Origin of the sequence: Lentibacillus sediminis, from assembly GCF_002763455.1 — a bacterium.
Lineage (GTDB): Bacteria > Bacillota > Bacilli > Bacillales > Amphibacillaceae > Lentibacillus_D > Lentibacillus_D sediminis_A.
Window position 1 is genome coordinate 45,048 of sequence record NZ_NIXK01000001.1, and the last position, 23,087, is coordinate 68,134.

Consider the following 23,087-nt stretch of genomic DNA (forward strand, 5'->3'; position numbering starts at 1 on the left):
ATCCTGTGGAAGCTCGTTGGCTTGCTTTTCCGCTACTCACGTATTTAAAAGCATACGCTCCGTTCCTTGGAAAAGAAAACCACTTTTCCTGCGTGCTAGATCGTCTGCTCAAAGCTACGCCGCCTCGAAATTCTTGGTCCTTGTTATCCTCCTTTTTGAACTCCATATTCTTTAAGAAAAAATCGCCTCTCAACAAGGCGATTTTCATCTTTTCTTTTATTTTGCCGGTGCTGGCTGAAATTAAACCAGCCTCCTAAGCGCTTTTTCGCTGGGAGCGGGGCCGTCTGTAGGCTGAACTCATATAAAGAAAAAGCGCAAACCAGATTAGGATAAACGCGACCAGGTGGGCGCTGGTAAACGGCTCGTTATATAAAAACACACCTAAAATAAGCATGATCGTTGGCGCAATGTACTGCAGAAACCCAACCAAGCCTAAAGGGATCTTCTTAGCTCCGCTTGCAAACAGAAGCAGCGGAATAGCTGTCGCAACACCAGCTCCCATTAAAAGAAGATTCAGCGTGGAAACAGGATCCGCGAGTGAAAAAGCGGTCTCCGGCAAAACAAATAAATAAATAAGGGCAAGCGGTGTGACGATCATCGTCTCAATGGTCAGCCCAGTCATCGCGCTGACATCAATTTGCTTTTTCAAGAGGCCATAAAAAGCAAAACTCAGCGCCAGTACGAGCGACACCCATGGAAATACACCAAAACTCACGGTCAGATAAACCACCCCAATGCCTGCAAGGATAAACGAAACATTTTGCCTTCTCGTAGTTCGTTCCTTCAGCACGAGGATGCCGAGCAAAATGCTGACCAGCGGATTAATATAGTAGCCTAGACTTGCCTGGATGACATAATCACTGTTCACCGCCCAGATAAAGGTCAGCCAGTTCAAACTGATAAAAACCGAGGCCGCCGTGATCCCGGCCAGACGCTTTTTATTTTTCAGAAGCGCTTTACTTTCTCCGAGGAAGGAGGTCCATTTTCTGGAGATTATGATAATAATAAGCATAAAAATAAAAGACCAGACGATCCGATGTGCCAGAATCTCTCCCGGAGGAGCTGCATCGGCTAACTTCCAATAGATCGGCAAAAAGCCCCATAAAAGATAGGCGCTCGCGGCATAGATCATGCCGAGCTTTTCTTGCTGCTGCATCATAGGCCGGCTCTCCTTTCCAAATAAGTTAAGTTTAATTTGCTATGAAGAAGAAAGCAATCATCCAGCCTGTTCACAAATAGAAAACGCTTTCAAAATGGGTTAATTTCCTTTATGATAGAGGGTGGGAAGACAGGAGAGGGGGATTTTACGATGACAGAGAAAAGGAAGCGTTTGGAGACGACGGTTATTCACGAAGGTTATGATGCAAAGGAAATGCTGGGCAGTCTCACGCCACCCTTATTTCAAACATCCACTTATACATTTGATACTGCGGAACAGGGAGAGCGGCGGTTTGCCGGGGAAGAGGAAGGCTATGTTTATTCTCGGCTCGGCAACCCAACCGTAAACATTTTGGAAGAGCGGATGGCAGCACTGGAGGGCGGGGAGCGTGGTCTGGCGTTTGCTTCCGGCATGGCAGCGGTGTCTGCCGTTTTGATTGCTTTAACGAAATCAGGTGACCATATTTTATGTTCCTCTGGGCTTTACGGCTGTACGTTTGGGCTGCTGCAGATGATGGAAGAGAAATATCAGATTACCCATGATTTTTCCCAGATGGAATCAAAGGAAGCGATCCGTGAGCTGATTCGTCCGGAAACGGCCTGCATTTATGTGGAAACACCGGTTAATCCGACGATGAAGCTGATTGATCTGGAGCTGGTGGCAGAGGTGGCGCGTGAGTATGACATTCCGGTAGTGGTGGATAACACATTTTCTTCGCCTTACCTGCAGCGGCCGCTGGAGGCGGGGTGTGATGTAGTGTTGCACAGTGCGACCAAATATATCGGGGGGCACGGGGATGTGGTTGCCGGCGTTGTTGTCGGAAAGAAAGATTTTCTGGACGGAGTGGCGATGACAACACAGAAAGACATCGGCGGAATTATGTCGCCAATGGATGCCTGGCTCTTAATCCGGGGGCTGAAAACCCTGCCGATCCGGCTTGACCGCCATTGCCATAATGCTGCCAAATTGTTTGAGAAGCTAAGCAAGCACCCGAAAATCGCCCATGTTTACTATCCGGGGGATGAAGACCACCCGGACTATCCGATCATGCAAAGGCAAATGAAGCATGGCGGCGGGCTGATCGCTTTTGAAATCAACGGAAGTAAACAGGATGCACAGCGGCTGCTGAATCACCTCTCTTTTATCAAGATTGCTGTCAGTCTCGGTGATGCGGAGACACTAATTCAGCATCCGGCCACGATGACACATGCGGTTGTGCCACCGGATGCGCGCAAGGAGATGGGAGTAACTGACCAGCTGATCCGCTTATCAGCCGGGCTTGAGGCCTGGGAGGATATTTGGGAAGACCTGGAGCAGGCACTGGATAGATTATAAGATGGAGCACGTTCTGACGGAAAATTTTCCGGCGGGGCGTGTTTTTTTGCTGACTAAAGGGAACGGTGACATAAGAATCACATCAATCGATTCATCAAAGCGGCAGTTATGTGCTATATTAAATGGTAAGGATAAAACGAGGGCGAGGATGGACGGCATATGGATATACTTACATATTTACTCGGGTTCGTGATATTCACGAATATCGCGCTCGGTGTATCAATTATTTTCCTCGAGCGAAAAGATCCCACATCTACCTGGGCGTGGCTCATGGTGCTGCTGTTTATTCCGCTTGCCGGGTTTATTATTTACCTGATCTTCGGAAAGCCGATCAGCAACCGACGCATTTTCACGTGGGACACAAAAAGCAGGCTGGGGGTAAAGACGGCCGTTCAGTCCCAGCTGCGGGCCATTGAGGACGGAACATTTGAATTCAGGCATAAAGAAATGGCCGAATACGAAGACTTGGTCTATATGCATCTGCGCAATGATGACGCGATTTTCACCCAGAATAATAAAGTGGATCTCTACACCGACGGGGAGGATAAATTCAATGCCTTGATTCAGGATTTGGAGAAGGCCAAGGATCATATTCATCTCTTATATTACACCATCCGTCATGATGGCCTGGGACAGCGTATTGCCGCTGTACTGATCAAAAAGGCGAACGAAGGGGTGGATGTCCGTGTACTGTATGACGACATGGGATCCCGTACCCTGAAGCGGAAATATGTCCAGCGCCTGCGAAACGCAGGGATACAGGTCGAGTCTTTTTTTCCATCGAAATTTTTCAATTTCAATTTTAAAATCAATTACCGCAATCACCGCAAGCTGGCAATCATTGATGGGAAAATCGGTTATACCGGGGGCTTTAATATTGGGGATGAATACTTAGGGCTGAAGAAAAAGTTCGGCTATTGGCGCGACACACATCTCCGGTTCCGCGGAGACGCTGTGCAAAATATGCAAACACGGTTTATATTGGACTGGAACCAGGCATCCCGTCATGACATTTTGTATAACGACCGATATTATTCGAGCGATTCGGCCGGTGATGTCGGCACACAGATCGTCTCGAGCGGTCCCGATTCCGAGTGGGAGCAGATCAAAAACGGCTATATTAAAATGATTATGTCGGCAAAGGAATACATTTACATCCAGACACCTTACTTCATTCCGGATGAAAGCCTGCGGGATGCTCTCAGAATTGCCGCGCTTTCCGGGGTGGAGGTGAAGCTGATGATTCCCAACAAGCCGGATCACCCGTTTGTTTATTGGGCGACTTTGTCCTACAGCGGAGATTTGTTGAATGCAGGGGCAGAGCTTTATGTTTATCAAAATGGCTTCCTGCATGCGAAAACGATTATCGTGGATGGGAAAATTTCCTCTGTTGGCACGGCAAACATTGATGTGCGCAGCTTCCGGCTGAATTTTGAGGTGAACGCCTTTTTATACGATCAGGATCTGACTCAGCGGCTGCTGGATGCTTTTTATAAGGACATGAAGCTGTCCACACAGGTGACGAAAAAGCTGTACGACAAGCGGTCGGTTGGCATCCGGTTTAAAGAATCTGTATCACGGCTTCTCTCACCGGTGCTGTAGCGTGAGTAGTCTGGAGGATAAATGAAAGAGTAAAGGAAAAACTAGCTGAAAAGAAAAGGGAGGAAGAAATAATGGAAGCAAAACCATGTTCGAATTCACTGACAGTCAAAACTTCGCACGTCCTGCCGCCGGACACCAATGCGCATGGCACGCTGTTTGGCGGTGCCTTGATGGCCCATATTGATGATGTGGGTGCGATTGCTTCAGTGAGACATGCCCGCAAGCCTGTGGTCACAGCGTCGATTGATTCGGTTGATTTTCTTGAGCCCGTCAAAGAAGGGGACTCGATTTGCCTGGAGGCTTTTGTGACCTGGACCCATAACACATCCATGGAAGTCTTTGTCAAAGCGGTCACGGAAAACTTGCTGACAGGGGACCGGAAAGTGTGTACCACGGCATTTTTAACGATGGTAGCGGTTGACGAAAATGGGCCAATCCCGGTCCCGGAAGTTTACCCGGAGACAGATGATGAGCGGATGCTGCATGAAGGAGCCCCGGAGAGAGCAAAACAGCGAAAAGCCCGCCGCAAGCAATCCAAGGAGCTTGCAGAGCAATTTGGTACGAGCTATCCTTGGCATAGAGGGTAAAAGCTTTAAAGATGGTCAGGTTACAAAAAGGATCTGCTTTTTATTTTGTAGTTGATGAAAACTGCGACATAGGCAGCCGCTGCGGAAATACCCCTCGCTTCCCGCGGAAAGCGGAATGTATTTCCGTAGCGGCAGGAGTTACGTCACAGTCTATAGATATTGTGAAAAATTCTTTTAGAACAGGTATAAAAAAAAGAGCTGTACCTCACGCGGACAGCTCTTCTTGTTCTTAAACACTTTGTTCTTTCACTTCTTCTTCTGAAATATTATCTTCTGCCCAGCATTGGATTTCCTTGATCACCGGCTCAAGCGAGCGGCCTTTGTCTGACAAGGAATACTCAATGCGCACAGGGAATTCCGAGTAGATATTTCGTTCCACAATGCCTTCTTTTTCGAGCAGCTTCAAACGATCAGAGAGCAATCTGCCGCTGATCGGCAAATCGGCTTCCATTTCGGAAAAACGTTTGGTCCCTTTCAGCAGGTCAAACAGAATCAGCCCGACCCATCTCGTGCTAAGCAGTCCCATCGCCTTCTCAAACCGCGGACATAATTTCTCCATGATCATCACCCTCTCTTTGTATCCGTGTTTCTCCGATTTATTCTGAATTCATATCATCAATAATTACCAAAAGTAACCTTGTTCTTATGTTAACATAAATTTATAATAAGGTAAATAGACGAGATATCCAACTCAAGAAAGCTTTTTTCTTTTAGTAGAAAAAAAGTTTTGGCAATTTGGCAGCTTCTGTGAAATAATAGCATTAGCAAACTAACTATATTTTGGGGGTAGTATTCTAATGGTAAGCAAACAAACACAGGAGAAATACGCAGAACTGGCACTGCGCACTGGTGTCAACCTGCAAAAAAACCAGGCATTGATGATAAACGCACCAATCGAGGGAGCAGATTTCACACGAATTGTTGCCCGGAAAGCATATGAATTGGGGGCAAAAAATGTACATATCAACTGGGTGGATGATGAACTGACGCTGTTGAAGTATGAGAATGCCCCGGATGAGGTGATCGCGAATGTTCCGGATTGGAAAGTGCAAATGCAGGAGAGCTTTGCCAAGGACGGAGCGGCGGTTCTCAACATTCGCGCGACAAACCCGGATCTCCTAAAGGATATTTCTCCGGAGCGGGTGGCCAAAGCAAATAAGGCAGCAGCGGAAGCAATGAAGGGTTTTCGCAAGTATACAATGAATGACATCATTGCATGGTCGATCATTTCCATTCCAACCGGGGATTGGGCACAGAAAATTTTCCCTGATAAATCCCGCGAAGATGCCGTGGAAAGCCTGTGGAATGCGATTGTGAAAATTGTCCGGGTGGATCAAGACGACCCGATCGCCGCATGGGAAGCACATAATCAAACATTGATTACAGCCCGGGAAGTGCTGAATAAGAAAAAGTACAAAAAGCTGGTCTTCAAAGCACCGGGAACGGAACTCGATATGGAGCTTCCGGAAGGCCATATTTGGAAAGGCGGCTCTGCCCAAACCGAGGACGGCACTACATTCAATCCAAACATGCCGACAGAAGAAGTCTTTTCCCTGCCGTATAAATACGGGGTGAACGGCACGGTAGCCAGTACGAAGCCACTGAACTATGGCGGCAGCCTGATCGACAATTTCTCACTCACTTTCAAGGACGGCAAAGTGGTTGATTTTAAAGCAGAACAGGGCGAAGATGTCTTGAAGCATCTGCTTGATTCGGATGAAGGAGCGCGCCGGCTGGGAGAAGTCGCTCTGGTGCCGGATGAATCTCCAGTTTCCCAGTCTGGTTTAATCTTTTACAATACGCTATTTGACGAAAATGCATCCTGCCATATTGCGCTCGGCAAAGCCTATCCAACCAACCTGGAAGGCGGAGCACAGATGGATGAAGAGGAGCTTGACAAGCACGGGGTTAATGACAGCCTCTCCCATGTTGACTTCATGATCGGCTCCGAGAACTTGGACATTGACGGCGTGAAAGAAGACGACACGACGGAAGCTGTTTTCCGCAGTGGAACCTGGGCGCTTGATGTGAAATAACTGCCTATGAAATGGGGAAATCGCCATGCCTGGAAAGGTATGGCGATTTTTCAATTATAAGAAATATGGTAACATGGTAGAAACACTAACGGATGGAAAAAATAAAGCAAAGCATTAAAAGAGAGGACCTACGCAATGAAGCCATATCAGACCAATCGCGTGGCAGTAAGGCGCTTTCTGCTGGAAGCGCAGCAGCTCACGTCCCCGAAGCTGCAGCAACAAGATAACTCAATAAAAGAAGCCACCTTAAAAATGATCCGCCACCTGGAATGTGTGCAGCTCGATGCCGTGGCAGCTGTGGCGCGCAATCAGCATTTGGTGCTGGGAGCCCGTGTGCCAGGTTACCAGCCTGAAGTGCTGCATGAACTATTGGCGGAGGGTGAGCTGTTTGAATACTGGGCAAATGCTGCCTGCACGATCCCAATGGAGGACTACCCGTTGTTTGAGTCCACGAGAAATCGTTTCAAGCAAGGGAGACAGGAAGAGTTGGCCAAGCTGGGCCTTGTAGTGGATGAGGTAATTCATCGGCTGCGGGAAGAAGGGCCACTTCCCTCCCGATCTTTCCGTGCAGCTGACCGCGTGCACGGTGCCTGGGATAACAAATTGCCCAAAACAAAAGCAACCTCCCATGCACTCAATCTGCTCCTGGATACGGGGAGAATCCGCGTGGTTCAGCGCAAGGGCAGTGAGCGGTATTTTGACCTGAATGACCGTACCATTCCACAAAACCTGCTTGCAGATGCTGCCAACATGGATGACAGCCAAGCGAATGAGGCATTGCTGGAAAAATATATCCGTGCTTATCGTGTGTTCGATGCAGGCGACGGCCGGCTGGGCTGGCAAAAAATGACGGCGGCAGAGCGGAGGGAGGCAATCGAACAGCGCGTGGAAAAGGATGAGCTTATCCCATTGGAAATCGAAAATGTCCAACGACCGTATTTTATCCTTGCCGATGACTTGGACAGGCTGAAAGAGCAGGAAGTATCGGCCGGTCAATCCAAGAAGGACGAGCCGATTCGTTTTCTCGCACCATTGGACAATTTGTTATGGCGCAGGGAGCGTCTGGTCGATCTGTTTGGTTTCTCGTATAAATGGGAGGTCTACACCCCGAAAGCCAAGCGACGCTATGGCTATTATGCCATGCCGATTCTGGCCGGCGACCGCCTGATCGGACGAATCGATCCCGGTCTTGACCGGGAAAATCAGCTGCTCACCATTCGGCTGCTGCAGCTGGAACATGATGTGGAAGTTACGCCCAGCCTTCGCGGCAGCCTCCGAGACGCGATCGAGGGCTTTGCAGCATTCCACCACGCGCGGGACGTTGTAATCGAAAAGGCTGTGCAGGATGTGAAGGTGTTTTAGTAGGAATTGGTGTTATGGTGTGAAGTGAGAATAAAAATATCTCTGTTACATCGATTAGGATGAAAGTAAAAATAAATAAATTTAAGGAGAATAGAAATGAAACAAATCTTTGAAGTAGGAAATTTAAAATCAAATGGACCGTTCACGAAAACACTGTCTATATATCAGGGCAATTTGCCTTTGATCCAGAGACGCGAGAAAAGAAGTTTGGCCCAATTGAACAAAAATTAGCGACGCATTCCCCTTCAAAATCTTTTGATTTAGCGGGGGTTAGTTGCTAAGGTCTTGACTCGCCTTGTTCCTCTATATATTTTTTGATGACATCCATCGTTGCGCCGCCAGTCGTTAAAATCATATAACTTCTGTTCCAAGAATAGGGTTTCCAATAATATCTTTTCAAGTGTTCTGGAAACTCTTTGCGAATATAGCGGGACGTAACCGTTTTAAAATTATTGATGGTATTGGCTAAATTAATCTGGGGCTTTCGATGGACACTGGAAATCTATAATTAGGCGTTAATGTTCAAGGGATGCTCCATCAAAATCTTTGATTTAGGTGGAGAGGTTCACGAAGATTAGATACTGAACGCACGAGCGAAACTTAGTGAGAAAGGGTTTTATGTGGAAGTGACATCAGCAGTAAACTATGCTGGCTACATCAAGTATAAAACGGCGATAGAAGAAAAGATAATCATACCTCTTTGTGGTGCAGGTATTAAATCAAAGTAAATGCAGAAATAGGGGGAAAGTAAATATGAATTATAAAGAACTTGATACACCTGCTTTGTTAATTAATGAAAAAATACTAAATAAAAACATACAGGAAATGCAAGATTACGCTGATAAACAAGATGTCAAACTTAGACCTCATACCAAAACCCATAAAATGCCCGAATTAGCAAAACTGCAAAGAGATAAAGGGGCTTCAGGCATAACAGTAGCAAAAGTTGGCGAAGCAGAAGTTATGGCGGAACACGGTCTGACAGACATCTTTATCGCAAATGAAATTGTTGGAGAGACGAAAATTGGACGGATTAAAAAGTTAGCACAATCCATTGCGATCTCTTTTGGGGTGGATTCGATTTATCAATTGAAGGAGATTGATAAGGTCTTTCAAGGGTCTGAAAAAAAGGCAGTAGTGCTCATTGAAATTGAAGTAGGTGAAAAACGATCAGGAATCATTCGAGAAGAAGACTTCGTTGATTTATTAGATGAAATAAAAAAGTGTGAGCAAGTACACTTAAAAGGTGTTTTTTCTCATGATGGCCACACATATGCAGCCGAGAGTGTGGAACATTGCAAGGAGTTATACATGCAGAGCGTAAAACGTACAGTGGATTTCGCAAACATTGCTCAAGATAAAGGCTTTACTTTGGATGTTGTAAGTATTGGATCCACACCACCTTTCTTATTTGGTTTCGACATACCCGAAGCCGTCACGGAAATCAGACCCGGAACTTACATCTTAATGGACGCATCACAATCAAACGTGATTGGAAGTTACCACAAAGCAGCAGCTACCGTTCTGACGACAGTGATAAGCAAACCTACAGAAGAACGCGTAATTACTGATGTCGGCGCAAAAGGCATCACTACTCAGACTCGTTCGAAAGGTTTAACGAAAACACAAGGACTGGGAAAAATGAAAGAGTTTGAAGACGTGTACATTGATAAAGTTTTTGATGAACACGCGATTATTTACAACAAAAATTTCAGCGAAAACATTCATCTCGGTGATAAAGTTCAGATCATACCAAATCATATTTGCCCTGTATCAAACCTTCACGAGAAAGCCTATTTAATTCAAGATGATCTTGTTGTTAAAGAAATGAATGTAGAGTGCCGAGGGAAGCTGCAATAAAACATTGATGATTTCGATGGCGGGGGAGGATGAGAGCAGAAAATAATTAAGAGCCTGTTTTGATCAATTGGTTTATCAAAACAGGCTCCGGCATTTAATTGCTTTATTCTAATCTACACGTTTTTCATTTTCTAACCCAAGTGTATGCGAACTTGAAGCAAAAACCTCTCGAAGCAGTTCGGGGTTTTCCGCCAGTGACTCGCCGTAAGAAGGAATCATTTCTTTGATTTTCGGTTCCCACTCTTTTAGATAGTGGGGGAAACAGCTTTTAAAGACATCCAACATAGCTGAAACAGAAACCGATGCACCTGGCGATGCCCCTAAGAGGGCAGCCATCGAACCATCTTCTGAATGAATCAATTCCGTACCAAATTGAATGGTTCCTTTTCCGCCAGCTTCCGTGTCCGCAATCACCTGCACGCGCTGTCCTGCTACCACGAGATCCCAGTCCTCGCTTTTGGCGTGCGGAACAAAATCCCTTAATGCTTCCATACGCTGTTCTTTTGACTCCATCAGCTGTTGGACAAGATATTTGGTCAATGGAATATTCTTTGCACCCGCTGCCATTAAGGTAAAAATATTATTCGGTTTAACCGAGCGAAATAAATCCATAGATGAGCCGGTTTTGAGAAACTTAGGCGAAAAACCGGCGTACGGTCCGAATAGTAATGAATTTTTGCCCTGGATGTACCGTCTGTCAAGGTGTGGAACCGTCATAGGCGGGGTGCCCTTTGGTTCTTTGCCGTATACTTTTGCACGATGCTGCTCTACAACTTCCGGATTGCTGCAGACCAGGAATTGGCCGCTTATCGGGAATCCGCCAATTTGCTTACTCTCAGGAATATCCGTTTTTTGCAGTAAAGGCAAGGCACCTCCACCAGCGCCGATAAAGACGAAATTCGCCGTATGGTATTCAAGCGTATCGTCTTCATAATTGCGCACGTTCACTTCCCATGAACCGTCTTCCATACGTTGGATATCGTTTACCGTATGATTATAACGGATATCCACATTGTCTTGGTTAGCTAAGTTATCGAGCAGCTTGCGAGTCAGTTCGCCAAAGTTGATATCTGTCCCGGAGCCGATACTTGTTGCCGCAATTGGTTCTTCCGATGTACGACCCTCCATCATTAATGGAATCCATTCCTTTATTTTTTCTGGGTCCTCGGAAAATTCCATCCCCTTAAACAATGGGTGGCCGGACAGTACTTCAAAGCGTTTTTTCAGAAATTCCACATTATCTTCCCCATGCACAAAACTCATATGGGGCAATGGCCTAATAAACTCCTGTGGATCACGAATTTCTTTCCCATCCACCAGATGAGACCAGAATTGTCTTGAAACATGGAACTGCTCATTAATCTTGACCGCCTTACTTATATCGATCGATCCATCTTGTTTTTCGGTTGTATAGTTCAATTCACACAAGGCCGCGTGTCCTGTTCCTGCATTATTCCATTCATTGGAGCTTTCCTTTCCCGCTCTGTCAAGCTTCTCAAATAGTGTAATATGCCAATCTGGCTGTAATTTTTTCAAGAGCGTACCCAACGTTGCACTCATGATTCCTGCACCAATCAGGATAACTTCTGTTGTATTTTGCTTGTTGTTCAATTTCGTTTCCTTCTTTCTTCCATAGGATTAATTAATTATATTTTAACACTTTTAGCTATAGATTAAAAAATACCCCTCTGGGAAAAACTGAGCATATGATATTAAAAGGACATCTTTTAGTAAGCGTTGTGATAAAATGACGTTAAACAATGGTGAAGGAGAGATAATTATGTCCGTCACGTTGAACAAATGGGGAAATAACTTGGGACTTCGAATTCCAAAATAGATTGCTTCACAAAATGTGCCGGAATAAGTAGATTTCGGTATGGAAAGCGATGAAAAATTCTAGACGAGGGGATATCATCAGTATTAGTTAGATGAGTTGTAAATAAATGCTCCCCTTTAGTAACCAAACTAATTAAAGGGGAGCATTTCATTATTTGTATCCAGTGTACTTACTCTGCAGGTTCAAAATCTTCAAGGGAGTCAACTTCCATATATGCTGGTACAGCCAACCCGATCCTGGTATTTTCATAGCTTGGTCCCAAATCTACAAAATCACCTTCATGTTCCTTATATAAAGCACCATGCGTTGTAGGCATCCATGGAGAAAGCGAAGCATCCGCATCACCTGTTGCGATAGACTCAAACATAACAGCTGGATCAATTGGTGTAAGCGTAACGTCGAACCCTTGCTGCTTCAATACAATTGCAGCTATGTTTGCCGTAAATAATTCTGAATTCCATAGAGTGGGAACGATTTCTATTGGAGTTCCATCTACTGGCTCTACTCCTTTTGTCCATTTTGCAACTGCTTCTTGATTTTCATCTACCCATTTCTGTGCTAACGTATCCATCTCTAATTCTTATTTCTCCACCTTTCTCCGTCTTACACTGTTTAAAGCAAGGATGGATCATAATTGATAACGGGTTAAACAAAGCAGATTCTTTTAAATTAGTGAATCTTCTCGGTTTCTGATTCGTATAAAAATGAAAAGGACATTCAAGATGTCAAATGATTCCCTTTGTAATCTTAAGGTTTTCTTAAGGAATCCATTAAGCTTTTCTTATTATTTCATATCTATATTGATAATAAATGTTGTTTACAGAGGAGAATGATTATGACAGAAAAAAGGGGATATATTCTGTTAACAGATACCGGTACATTATTCACAAAGTTGATAAAGCAATATACAAAAAAACCATATAATCATGCGTCAATAGCTATTGATTCTGAGTTATCAGCCGTTTATAGTTTTGGAAGAAAAGCAGCCAGAAACCCCTTTATTGGTGGATTTGTACAAGAAGATACGAAGTCAGGTTTGTTTAAAGAAGCAACATGTGCCGTTTATTCTTTTAAAATATCAGGAGAGCAATTGAAAAAGATAGAACACTATATACAAAAAATGGAGGCAGAACAAGATCAATACTGTTACAATTTTTTAGGGTTATTCGGATTTATCATTAATAAACCAATAAAAAGAAAAAATGCTTTCTTCTGTTCTGAATTTGTTGCTTCCGTGCTAAAGGAATGCAGCATCATTGAATTTCAAAGGCCACCGTCACTGATTGCGCCAAATGACTTTAAGGAAGTAACCACATTGCAACTGGAATTTCAAGGAAGACTAAAAGATTATCACCATGATCATCCACTGCCTGAGGAAACAATGCGTGTTCCATTTCCTTTCATCCCTGTTGAAATGTGATTCACGTTTCTACAAATAAAAAAGCTGGACAGGGCCGCCAACACCCAGTTCCAGCTTTTCCCATTTTACCTACGCCCAGTATAAACCAAAACCGCATCCCGCAAAAATTCCGCCCCGCTTTCCACATATTTATCATAATAAGCAGTAAAACGCTCATCGGCGACATACATTTCTGCCAGGCCGGCATGTGCCTCCTTGGAGTAGCTGTTCCACGTATACATCAGCCACTTCTTGTGAAGTTCGGCAAGCTGCTGTGCTGCTTCGGAAGCTGGGTCATCCGTTTTAATAGCTTCTTTCAGCTGGGAAATGACCGCTTGTTCGAGTTCGGTCATCTCCTCATATTTTTCCTGCGTGAGCCCCATCAGCTTGGCATTGCTTTGATCCACCGTTTCGTCTCCGTATTTTTCCCGGATTTCCTTGCCGTATTTCGCTTCATTTTCCTGAATCATCTTTTTCTTGAATCCCGCAAATTTCGCTTGATCCTGCATCGGTATTCCTCCTTCCTTGCTGGCGATCGTCTTCTGGACGGTAGCCAGCAGTGTGTCAAGACGGGCACGCTTATCGATCAGTTTCTGATAATGCTCTTTTAACGCAGTGGTTTCATCAAATTCCCGATCGCTTAGTATCTCCTTGATCGCCTCCAGACTCATCTCCATTTCCCGGTAAAAGAGGATCTGCTGCAGACGGTCCACTTCCTTTTGCCGGTAAATGCGGTACCCGGAAGCATTCACTTCCGCTGGTTTTAACAGGCCGATCTGATCATAATATCGAAGCGTGCGGCCGCTCACTCCGGACATTTGTGCTACCTTTTGCACGGTGTATTCCATTTTGGCCCCTCCTGACTGATTCCATCATAAACCTTGACGCTGCGTAAAGGTCAATAGGTAAATGAAGATTTTTTTACTGGGCTATTGCTGCAAATGGACGGGCATGCATAATTATTGGCAAATAAACATAATCTCCAGATGGATAAGCTATTTAGAAGCATGAATGGAAGGGGCATGGAGATGGAGCGGGTGCAATGGTTTTTCAAGGCATTGGTCTATCGCTGTATGACGGATAAAGTATTTGATCTGGCAGCTCAGCTGGCGTTTTATTTGCTGCTTGCTCTTTTTCCATTTTTGATTCTCCTGTTCAGCCTGCTGAGCTTCCTGCCGATTTCGGCAGACTATGTACTGGATCTGATTCAGCCTTATGCCCCGGAAGGATCGGTGCAACTGATTGGGGAAAATTTGTATCAGGTTCTTGACGTGACACGGGGCGATCTGCTTTCATTCAGTATGGCCATTATGGTCTGGCTGTCTGTGATGGGAACGAATGCCTTGATTCGCACATTGAATAATGCGTACAGGATTAAAAAGGCGAGACCGCTTGTAAGAGGGATCATTGTTGCGATGATCGTGACCGTTGTCCTTGTGTTCGGAGTAATCATTTCCCTGTTGCTGCCGATCTTTGGCAGAGAGATCGGAGAATTTGTCTTTCTGTTTTTTGACCTGGATGCATCCTCTTTAAGAGGCTGGGAGGTGTTTCGCTGGTCGCTGAGCTTCGTGCTCTTATTTGTGGTTTTTGCCTGTCTCTACTATGCTGCGCCGAATGAGAAGATGCGTCTTGGGGAAATCCTGCCTGGCACCATCTTTGCAGCACTCGGATGGCAGCTGGCTTCTCTCGGATTTTCCTATTATGTGGAGGTCAGTGATTATTCGCTGATCTACGGTAATCTGGGAACGATTGTGATTTTAATGCTTTGGTTTTATCTCTCGTCTTTGATGATTTTAATTGGTGGGGAGATTAATGCGATTCTTAAGTATGGGAACTTTAGGTGAGATGCTGTAAAAATAAAACAAGGGCCAGAGTCTTCGAAAACAGACACTGTCCCTTGTTTTATAACCATAAAAAATAATCCCTCATGTGTCTTAGCGGAGCTTATCTGTATTATACCACAAGTTCACAAATTGTACACATAAATGGGAATATTTTCTGTGATGTGATATAATAGCAAACAATAGATCAGCTTCACATGAGGGGTTAGGCACGCTTTTCTTTTTGGGATTTCTCCCAAGAAGGGGGTGATGCATATGGCAATTGAATCGGCTTTGACGCTAATGATTTCCTTCGGGACGTTAGTAGCGATAATCATTGCTGCTGCAAGCCAAAAAAAATAATCCCTCATGTGCTTAGCCGGCCTTGAGGGATTACTCTCTTTCTTGTGCCTACCCCCTCTTGATGGGGTTGGTCTATTTGGACCGTACCATGTTACCTGCATGGTGCGGTCTTTAATATAATATGATCTTCTTTAATCATTATACCACATATGCCTGCATTGTACACCTTTACGCTTCAAATAAGCGATTACCCTGCGTTCACGATAATTTCCAGGAGCTCATCCTCAATATCTTTTCCCTCTTCTTCATCCAGCAGGTTATTGATCATAATGGAAAAGATGAGCTGTTCCCCGGTTTTTGTCTCGGTATAGCCCGATAATGTGCTGACCGCATGAATCGTTCCTGTTTTGGCTTGCACGTGAAGGCCATGCATCCGGTCCTGCAGTGTGCCGCCAATTATTCTGTCAGCATGGCCGGCAACAGGCAGAGATTCAAGAAACACAGGAAACCATTCCTCTCTTTGCACGTGATACAGCAGCTTGGAAATCTCGCTGGGCGGGATTAGATTAAAATGGGATATACCTGATCCATCCTTGAGTGACATCGTTTCCGTGTTCAGCTGAAATTTGGGCAGAGCGGCTTTCATTACCTCCAGACCTTGTTCCCAGCTGCCTTCCCCGAGAACTGCCTTTCCCATTTCTTTTATCAGCATCTCGCCGTGGCCGTTATTGCTTTGTTTCATAAATGGTACGAGCAGCTCTTTTAGGGGCATGGAAGGTTCGGATAGCAGTAATGCTGTGTCATCAGGTGTTTTTCCTGTTTTCACGGAACCGGTCCAGGAAATGCCCGCTCCGGACATCGCCTGCTGAAATACACTGAGGGAATACAATGTGGGATCCCAGACAGACATGCCTTCTTGTTCCGTTTCGGCAGTCACTGCGATGGTTCCTTTTACGATCATCCTGTTTGTTCCATGCTCCCGTTCAATAATTAGTTCCGCTTCTTTCTCCCCATCAACGGTCATTGCCTCATTGGAAATTTCTACGTAATCAACGGCTGGAGACACGCGCACTGCCGGTTGTTCACCTGCTTTAGCTCCTGGTGTGACCTCAACAACAACTGTCCCGGCAACATAGTCGTCAGTAGGGGAAATCGTCAGCGCGGAAACCTGAGCGCCGTAGTCATATTGTTCATCACTCCAACTTAAACCCTGTGACAGCCGAACCGCGTCATACCAGGTATCATCCCCGATAATGTCACCCTCAATCAGACGGATTCCCTGCTCTCGGAGTTTTGCCGCGAATTTCCCGAAGTTGGCGGGAAGCAGTGTCGGATCACCTTTTCCCTTCAAATAAAGATTCCCCGTGAGTGTTTTTTTATTGACGGAACCGTTCGTTCGCAGTTCTGTGGAAAATTTATAATCCTGTCCAAGAACAGAAAGCGCAGCGGCAGCGGTCAAAAGCTTCATATTTGAAGCCGGCCGGAAACGATTTTTGCCCATATGATTGTATAAAACGTCACCCGTTTCTCTTGATCGGATGTTGATGCCAATCATCGCGCCGGACAATTTTGACTGATTGGTGATATATTGATCGAGTCGCTTCATCATGAACGCTCCTTTCTCCTGTGTTACTTATTCGACAGATACCATGTAAAATCCTTTATTTGCCACAAAAGGTTCAAACTATTGCAGAATTTATCCTGGAGAAATAGAATAAAGGCAATGAAACACACAAGGGGATGGAGAAATGAGTTCACTAAAGGTCAATATAGAACAATACAGAAACACTGCATACCAGATTGGCTATTTGCAAGGGCTAAATCTGGATCGCTCCCTGCTTGAGAAGATGGGAGTGCTGGAAAGTCCCTTTTTTGATGAAAAAAGTATGGAGGAGGCCTTACGCCGGTTTGCTCCGCATTTGCTGGAAGAATTACGGGGACTGGCTGACGGATTGAACGTATCATTTCAAAAGGCTGCCTCCTTGTTCAGTGGATATGGTGAGCCGGAAATTCAGGGGATGGGGTGCTCCTCCGTTGTGCATCCAGACTTCGCTGTGCGTAATTATGATTTCACCCCGGATTTGTATGATCAGCGTTTTGTGCTTATACAGTCGGATGAATATTTGGCAAGTGCCGGGCACGGCCTTCATGTTATCGGCAGGCATGAAGGGGTGAACGAAGCAGGGCTGTTCATCTCATTCCATTTTGTAAATAACAATAAAACGAAGCCGGGGTTTACTGCTTCCTCGATTGTGAGAATCATACTGGACACTTGCAGCAATACAGGAGAGGCAATTAACCTATTGCAGCAATTGCCGCATTCCTGGAGTTATAATTTTTCTTTAGCTGACAAAGCAGGGAACACAGCAATTGCAGAAGTGTCCCCTTTTGAGATGCGGATAAATAAAGGTGGCGGTACTTTGCCATGCACCAATCATTTTCAGGATGAGCACATGGGGGCGCAAAATAGGGCCGATCGTACCAATAGTGGAGAACGGCTCAGACAGTTGGAGAACAAAAACGTAGATCGTTCCACAGCTGAAGAGATTTTTAACTGGTTTTCATCACCTGATTCGCCAATGTTTTATCATGACTACGGAGAACTTTTCGGGACATTGCATACATTTGCCTATCTGTTTGGCGAAAATAAAATATGGACCGCTTTGCCTTATGGGACGACACTTGAAGTAGAGTGGGACAGCTGGCTGAGTGGGGAGGACATGAAAGAGACGTATTTAGAAGGGAAGTTGCTTCTGAAGAATAAATAAAGTGAAAAACTGGCTATTTTGCATTGCAAGATAGCCAGTTTTCTGATAAGCTATATTGTAATACAAGGAACCGCAATTATTTTTTGCAAATCTATCTTGCATTACAAGGCAGGTGAAAGGATTGTCCATTCGAAGTCAGCTATTAAAAGGAATATTGGAGGGATGTATTTTGGCAGTTGTTGCCCGGCAGGAAGTATATGGCTATGAGCTTTCTGTTAAGCTGCAGGAGTATGGGCTGGAGGTTAGTGAGGGGTCGATTTACCCAATTTTGCTCAGATTGCAGAAGGAAAAGCTAATACGTGGGGAAATGAGGCAGTCACCAAGCGGACCCAACCGCAAATATTATTTTCTCACGGAGCAAGGGGGAGAAGCTTTGGAAGACTTTCACAGGAACTGGGAGGGCATTAAGCAGCCAGTGGACCGTTTGTTGAACAGAGGAGGGATCGAATGAATGCCAAGGAATTGATTGAAGAGAACAATCAAAAAAGGGAGCGGCTGACAAAGGAAAACAAAAAGTATTATGAGGATATGCTCGTTTATATTCGCGTGTCTTATGACAAATCGGAACAGGAAACCGAGGAAGTGCTGGCGGAGATGCTGGATCATCTGCTGGAAGCTCAGCAGGATGGTAAGACAGCAAAGGATGTTTTCGGGGATCATCCGAAGCAGTATGCGGATGAAATCATTGGCGAGCTGCCAAAGGCTATCACGAAAGAATGGGCGAAACTCATTTCCATGGGAATTTTGTATTTTTTGTCGGTGGGCATGCTGTTTTCCGGGGTGTTTGATCTGATTGCCTATTATATGTTTGTTGCTGGAGATTTAGCGCAGGAATATAACGCTGGGTCGGTAATTATTCGGATGATTATCTCCATTCCGATTGCATTTTTGCTTGTAATGGGAGCCCTCCATTATATCCGCTGGTCTTGTTTTAAAGAAATAAGCAAGGTTAAAGAGTTCCTGCTTTCCGGTTTGGGTGGAGTATTTGCCTTTGGCGTCTTCCTGGGGGTTGTTTTTCTGACACCGGAATTGGGACCGACGATCGAGGTTCCCGCGTACATGGTGCTGCTTGGAGGAGGGATTCTTTTCCTTATTGCACATTTGATAAGAAAATACGGATGAAGAAGACAAGGGGATGCACTGCCATATCACAGATGCATCCCCTCACTTGTTCTTGGGAAGGTACTAGCTATCCGGGGCTATCCCTGGGTTGTGGCAACTAGTCCAATTTTCTGGATTCGTGAGTGAGGAGCAGCGTTTAATCCTTATCCTTTCTCGGTTTTTGATAGCTTAGTGCGTTTCGGCTGTCCCGCATTCCGGCAGTTGTGGGGTCGGACACAATGCCGCTGGCAACCAGAAGCATCAGGAACGCATCCATATACGCATTATATTCCCCGGCATCCACAAGTCCGAAGTCTTGCAGAATAAGACCAATCAAGCCGCACACCGCCGCCCAGAATGGATAGCTCTGCAAACGCAATTTCCAGTTGATATTCATCTGTTTCACCTCCCACTACTATTGAATGCAACGCGGCTCTCTGGTGAACCCGCAGTTGTTCTGACAGAAACACACATTTTTCGCTGTTGCTTGGTAAACGATTGGGACATTGCAATGTTTTGTAGAAACCGCCCCCTTTTTCCTCAACATTTTATTGAAATCGCTAGCAATATCATGTAAGGTTATAATAAAGTTTCAGTAAATTTATAGAATCTATGACAGGTACACTTTTTAAATGGTTCATCGCTTATTTTGTAAATTCGGGTCGAATCAGCCCCCTGCTTATAACCAACTCTAAAGCGCACTCCAGCAAAAGAAAGCGCTTATCTACCTACTGATTCTCAGACAGCATGATTCAAATACTATCCGTTAGGAAGATGACAAATGAGAAATTTAAATGTTCTGATTACCGGGATAGGCGGCCCGACCGCGCAGGGGATTCTGCGAGGGCTGAAGGATAAGGAAAATGTACATACAATCGGGACGGACCGCCGCTGTGTGACAGCAGGCAATTTGTTTTGTGATGCATTTCGCCAGACCCCGCCTTATACCCAGGTGGATGCATATAAACAAGCAATAAAAGAAATTGTGAAGGAAGAGAAGATCGATGCCGTTTTTCCTACCCTGCACGGGGAAATAGAAGTTTACGAGGATTTAAGAAACGAATTGGATCTCGCTGTTGCCTTGCCTGTCAGTGACCAATTTGAAGTCATGATGGATAAAGAAAAAGGCTATCAATTTTTAGCGGAAAATGATCTTCACCAATACATACCTAAATACTATGGCTTCAGCAATGCGGCTGAATTAAAGCAAATCGCCGAAAGCGCTTTTTCCGAGGGTCCCTATATCTGTGTTAAACAAGTCACAGGAAATGGTTCGATGGGATTTGCCGTTTTGACGGACAGGGATAATTATTTGCAGGCAATCGAGAAAGGGCAGAACAGAATCTATAATATCGCCGACTACCTGGACGTTCCATCGAATGAGCGGCGGATTGTTATGGAGTACCTTGACGGCAAAGAGCATAGTGTGGATGTGTTTATTCACGAGGGAGAGGTAATTACCGCCGTGCCCCGCGAGCGCACACATGTCTCCAACAACATCGTGTTGGACGGAAAGGTCGTTTTTCACAAAGATCTGATCGAAGCTGCCACTGTCATCACCAAGGCGATGGCGACAAGCGGGTTTATCAACCTGCAATTTATCACCACCGACGACGGTTATAAATTGACCGATGTAAACGCCCGCTTTGGCGGCAGTCATGTCATGAGTCTCGGCGCCGGAGTGAATTTTCCGTATTTATTTCTGCAGTATAATGTGCTGGGGGAGACGGAGACGGTAAATCCTGTTTGGAACACGCGGATGGTGCGGTATCGGGATCATTATTTTATTCGGGAGTGAGGGTGCCTGTCACTTCCCGAAATTTGTCGAATGCTCTTCCTCTTATTGATGTTCAGATGGCTTGTTTTAGCAATGAATCCAGGGAGATAATAAACAAGAAACACCGCCGAGATTACACGGCGGTATCCTTTGCCTTTCCATCAAACCTGCTCCAGCTTCTCCCCGGAAATATGATATTCCAGGTCTGTTGTATGATCGATAAACGTCCTGTCATGGGAGACGAGAATGATGGTTCCCTCATAATTATTGACGAACTTCTCCAGTGCCTCGATTGCAGGAAGATCGAGAAAATTCGTTGGTTCATCCAATAGGAGAATATTATATTCTCCCAGAAAGAGCTGGCAAAGCTGCAGGCGAATAGCTTCCCCGGCACTTAAATCACTGACATGCTTCTGAATATCAGTGCCAGTAAACAGCATGGTGTGCAAGACACTTCGCAAAAACCCTTCATCATAATCCGACCACTTTTGCACGAATTCCAGAACCGTATCATTGCTTGGATGCTGATAGCTCATCTGGCAAAAATAACCGATTTTCGCTTTTGGAGAAATTGTTAAACCCTCACCACCAGCGGCAATATGCTGGAGCAGGGTGCTTTTTCCGCTGCCATTCGCTCCGGTAATTGCTATTTTTTTGCCAAGTGGAAACTGGAAGCTGACTTCATTCAGTAAAACCGTCTCCTTTATGCATAGTGTCAGCCGATCTGCCATAATCGGGAACTTGTTGTGCAACTCCACTGCTTTCGACTGGTGGAAGACAATTTGCTTTTCCTTTGGTACTGCCTCAGTTTCCTGCAACTGTTCCATCCTATGCTCGATGGTCTTTGCTGCACGATGCACCGATTTCTGGCTGGTGCCTTTGGATTTCGACTCAAACATTCGATTTGCTTTTGCCTTCGCTTCTTTCTTTGAACGTTTTCCTGCCTGGGAGATTTTTTCTGCCTTCTTCATTTTTTCGTTCGCAGCTTTTTCCAATCTGCTTTTTTCCTTGAGATATTGTTCATGTGCTTGATTCTGCTGCTCTTGCTCCAGCTTTTTCTGGGCCAGATAGTCACTGTGATTGCCGCGGTAGACGTTAATCCTGCCGTCTTCCCGTATTTCCCAAATGATGGTGACCAACTCATCCAAGACAGCGCGGTCATGACTAATCAGCACAAGCGCTCCGTAATAGTAGCGCAGTTCTTCGACAAGAAAAGCGATCCCATCCTGATCTAAATGGGTGGTTGGTTCATCCAACAACAATCCCTCATAATAATCGGCAAACAATTGAGCAAGCTTCAGTCTCGTTTGCTCCCCGCCGCTTAGCTGCTCAGAATCCGTTGGGACATGCAATTTTCCAAGCACTGCCGGGTCTGCGTCTGCATCTGCTGGTGCGACGAACTGTTCCACATGTCCGCATATAATATGCCGTTTCACACTGCCGCTTGCCGGCTCTGTTTTGCCTGCCAGCAGGTTTAATAGCGTGCTTTTTCCTGCTCCATTCCTTCCGACTATTCCAATCCGATCAAATTGATGGACGGCCAAGTGGTCAAACTCCAGCACTTTTTTATCCAGGTACGTTACTTCCACATTGTCTAATTCAAAACATACTTTTTCCATTGTCACTACCTCCGAAATTTGTGATGTCATTTCGTACCGATAGCGAGGATCGATACGAGCCTCTCGTACAGGCTCGCATCAAAAGAATAATAATAAATGCATGGTTCATCCCTCCATACTGGTTGCCTCCCGTAATTTGGGAGACCCCAAAATAAAAAACACAGGCATCTGCCTGTGTTTTTAGGTATAGGGAAAGACATTGATTTCTTTTTCGCATACAGCAAATAGAAAAGACTATATTTCCTATTCGCCAAGAGGAAGCCACCTCAGTTGCCAACTCAAAAATGGATAAAATAAAAAAGACAGCAGGAGCCGCCTTTTCAGCAAATTACATGTTCTTCTATGCAATCCGAGGATTATGAAAAAAGGACAGACTGATCCCGTTTACCCTGCATACACAAGCAGAGCCTTTGAACGTATGAAATTACCGGTTCAAAGCTGGGAAACGCAATCTGACGGAATACATCTTCTCCATAATCCTCCTTTTCGATTTCTTAATTATCTATTATATCATACAGGTAT

At 45.1% G+C, this 23,087-nt stretch carries 21 protein-coding genes and 2 pseudogenes; 14 read left to right on the forward strand and 9 right to left on the reverse strand.

Annotation, left to right across the window (positions count from 1 at the left end):
* Positions 1-253: 253 nt before the first annotated feature.
* Positions 254-1,159 carry an EamA family transporter RarD gene (rarD, locus tag CEG13_RS00235; RefSeq protein ID WP_192869502.1) on the reverse strand — a complete coding sequence of 302 codons (906 nt, stop codon included), beginning with the start codon at positions 1,157-1,159 and terminating at the stop codon, positions 254-256.
* A 150-nt stretch (positions 1,160-1,309) separates the two neighbouring features.
* On the opposite strand from rarD, the gene megL reads away from it, so the two are divergent.
* The 3 genes from megL to CEG13_RS00250 all read left to right on the forward strand — a co-directional run bounded on the left by megL (position 1,310) and on the right by CEG13_RS00250 (position 4,683).
* On the forward strand, positions 1,310-2,494 hold the full coding sequence (gene megL, locus CEG13_RS00240; protein WP_100009769.1) for a methionine gamma-lyase: 1,185 nt from the start codon (positions 1,310-1,312) through the stop codon (positions 2,492-2,494).
* Between the two features lie 159 nt (positions 2,495-2,653).
* Complete coding sequence (gene cls / locus CEG13_RS00245; protein ID WP_100009770.1) at positions 2,654-4,096, forward strand: cardiolipin synthase; 1,443 nt, start codon at positions 2,654-2,656, stop codon at positions 4,094-4,096.
* A gap of 71 nt (positions 4,097-4,167) precedes the next feature.
* Positions 4,168-4,683: an acyl-CoA thioesterase gene (locus tag CEG13_RS00250; protein ID WP_100009771.1), complete on the forward strand. Its 516-nt coding sequence runs from the start codon at positions 4,168-4,170 to the stop codon at positions 4,681-4,683.
* A 229-nt stretch (positions 4,684-4,912) separates the two neighbouring features.
* Here the strand turns inward: CEG13_RS00250 and CEG13_RS00255 are convergent, their stop codons facing one another.
* Complete coding sequence (locus CEG13_RS00255) at positions 4,913-5,242, reverse strand: winged helix-turn-helix transcriptional regulator (RefSeq protein WP_100009772.1); 330 nt, start codon at positions 5,240-5,242, stop codon at positions 4,913-4,915.
* A 238-nt stretch (positions 5,243-5,480) separates the two neighbouring features.
* Between CEG13_RS00255 and CEG13_RS00260 the strand changes: the two genes are divergently transcribed.
* The 3 genes and pseudogenes from CEG13_RS00260 to CEG13_RS18995 all read left to right on the forward strand — a co-directional run.
* Positions 5,481-6,719, forward strand: coding sequence for an aminopeptidase (locus CEG13_RS00260; protein ID WP_100009773.1), 1,239 nt, complete (start codon positions 5,481-5,483; stop codon positions 6,717-6,719).
* Positions 6,720-6,854: 135 nt separating this feature from the next.
* Positions 6,855-8,081 carry a winged helix-turn-helix domain-containing protein gene (locus CEG13_RS00265; protein WP_100009774.1) on the forward strand — a complete coding sequence of 409 codons (1,227 nt, stop codon included), beginning with the start codon at positions 6,855-6,857 and terminating at the stop codon, positions 8,079-8,081.
* A gap of 96 nt (positions 8,082-8,177) precedes the next feature.
* Positions 8,178-8,308: pseudogene (locus CEG13_RS18995) on the forward strand (RidA family protein); the annotation flags it as partial.
* Between the two features lie 50 nt (positions 8,309-8,358).
* Here the strand turns inward: CEG13_RS18995 and tnpA are convergent.
* Positions 8,359-8,583 carry an IS200/IS605 family transposase gene (tnpA, locus tag CEG13_RS00275; RefSeq protein ID WP_275661788.1) on the reverse strand — a complete coding sequence of 75 codons (225 nt, stop codon included), beginning with the start codon at positions 8,581-8,583 and terminating at the stop codon, positions 8,359-8,361.
* Between the two features lie 76 nt (positions 8,584-8,659).
* Between tnpA and CEG13_RS19000 the strand changes: the two are divergent.
* Both CEG13_RS19000 and CEG13_RS00285 read left to right on the forward strand, forming a co-directional pair.
* Positions 8,660-8,809 (forward strand): annotated as a pseudogene (locus CEG13_RS19000) (threonine synthase); the annotation flags it as partial.
* A gap of 25 nt (positions 8,810-8,834) precedes the next feature.
* The gene (locus CEG13_RS00285) at positions 8,835-9,941 is read left to right on the forward strand and encodes an alanine racemase (protein WP_100009775.1); all 1,107 of its coding nucleotides are present in this window, start codon (positions 8,835-8,837) and stop codon (positions 9,939-9,941) included.
* A gap of 108 nt (positions 9,942-10,049) precedes the next feature.
* Here the strand turns inward: CEG13_RS00285 and mqo are convergent, their stop codons facing one another.
* Both mqo and CEG13_RS00295 read right to left on the reverse strand, forming a co-directional pair.
* The gene (mqo, locus tag CEG13_RS00290; protein ID WP_100009776.1) at positions 10,050-11,552 is read right to left on the reverse strand and encodes a malate dehydrogenase (quinone); all 1,503 of its coding nucleotides are present in this window, start codon (positions 11,550-11,552) and stop codon (positions 10,050-10,052) included.
* 395 nt (positions 11,553-11,947) lie between these two features.
* Positions 11,948-12,349: a glycine betaine ABC transporter substrate-binding protein gene (locus CEG13_RS00295; protein ID WP_100009777.1), complete on the reverse strand. Its 402-nt coding sequence runs from the start codon at positions 12,347-12,349 to the stop codon at positions 11,948-11,950.
* Between the two features lie 264 nt (positions 12,350-12,613).
* Here CEG13_RS00295 and CEG13_RS00300 point away from each other — a divergent pair, with 264 nt between their 5' ends.
* A complete protein-coding gene (locus CEG13_RS00300) occupies positions 12,614-13,198 on the forward strand; it encodes a hypothetical protein (RefSeq protein WP_100009778.1) in 585 nt (194 codons plus the stop codon).
* A gap of 65 nt (positions 13,199-13,263) precedes the next feature.
* On the opposite strand, the gene CEG13_RS00305 is transcribed toward CEG13_RS00300, so the two are convergent.
* A complete protein-coding gene (locus tag CEG13_RS00305) occupies positions 13,264-14,025 on the reverse strand; it encodes a MerR family transcriptional regulator (RefSeq protein ID WP_100009779.1) in 762 nt (253 codons plus the stop codon).
* A 114-nt stretch (positions 14,026-14,139) separates the two neighbouring features.
* On the opposite strand from CEG13_RS00305, the gene CEG13_RS00310 reads away from it, so the two are divergent.
* Positions 14,140-15,021: a YihY/virulence factor BrkB family protein gene (locus CEG13_RS00310; RefSeq protein WP_100009780.1), complete on the forward strand. Its 882-nt coding sequence runs from the start codon at positions 14,140-14,142 to the stop codon at positions 15,019-15,021.
* A 526-nt stretch (positions 15,022-15,547) separates the two neighbouring features.
* On the opposite strand, the gene dacB is transcribed toward CEG13_RS00310, so the two are convergent.
* Positions 15,548-16,909: a D-alanyl-D-alanine carboxypeptidase/D-alanyl-D-alanine endopeptidase gene (dacB, locus tag CEG13_RS00315; RefSeq protein ID WP_100009781.1), complete on the reverse strand. Its 1,362-nt coding sequence runs from the start codon at positions 16,907-16,909 to the stop codon at positions 15,548-15,550.
* Between the two features lie 139 nt (positions 16,910-17,048).
* On the opposite strand from dacB, the gene CEG13_RS00320 reads away from it, so the two are divergent.
* From CEG13_RS00320 to CEG13_RS00330, 3 genes are all read left to right on the forward strand, one after another.
* Positions 17,049-18,068: a C45 family autoproteolytic acyltransferase/hydrolase gene (locus CEG13_RS00320; RefSeq protein WP_100009782.1), complete on the forward strand. Its 1,020-nt coding sequence runs from the start codon at positions 17,049-17,051 to the stop codon at positions 18,066-18,068.
* 121 nt (positions 18,069-18,189) lie between these two features.
* Complete coding sequence (locus CEG13_RS00325; protein WP_100009783.1) at positions 18,190-18,519, forward strand: PadR family transcriptional regulator; 330 nt, start codon at positions 18,190-18,192, stop codon at positions 18,517-18,519.
* The gene (locus CEG13_RS00330) at positions 18,516-19,190 is read left to right on the forward strand and encodes a DUF1129 family protein (protein WP_100009784.1); all 675 of its coding nucleotides are present in this window, start codon (positions 18,516-18,518) and stop codon (positions 19,188-19,190) included. The genes CEG13_RS00325 and CEG13_RS00330 overlap by 4 nt, the downstream gene beginning before the upstream one ends.
* Before the next feature lie 136 nt (positions 19,191-19,326).
* On the opposite strand, the gene CEG13_RS00335 is transcribed toward CEG13_RS00330, so the two are convergent.
* A complete protein-coding gene (locus CEG13_RS00335; protein ID WP_100009785.1) occupies positions 19,327-19,566 on the reverse strand; it encodes a phage holin in 240 nt (79 codons plus the stop codon).
* Positions 19,567-19,950: 384 nt separating this feature from the next.
* Between CEG13_RS00335 and CEG13_RS00340 the strand changes: the two genes are divergently transcribed.
* Positions 19,951-20,967: an ATP-grasp domain-containing protein gene (locus tag CEG13_RS00340; RefSeq protein ID WP_100009786.1), complete on the forward strand. Its 1,017-nt coding sequence runs from the start codon at positions 19,951-19,953 to the stop codon at positions 20,965-20,967.
* 140 nt (positions 20,968-21,107) lie between these two features.
* Here the strand turns inward: CEG13_RS00340 and CEG13_RS00345 are convergent, their stop codons facing one another.
* Positions 21,108-22,565 (reverse strand): Msr family ABC-F type ribosomal protection protein, encoded by a 1,458-nt coding sequence (locus CEG13_RS00345; RefSeq protein WP_100009787.1) that lies wholly within the window; start codon positions 22,563-22,565, stop codon positions 21,108-21,110.
* Between the last annotated feature and the right edge of the window lie 522 nt (positions 22,566-23,087).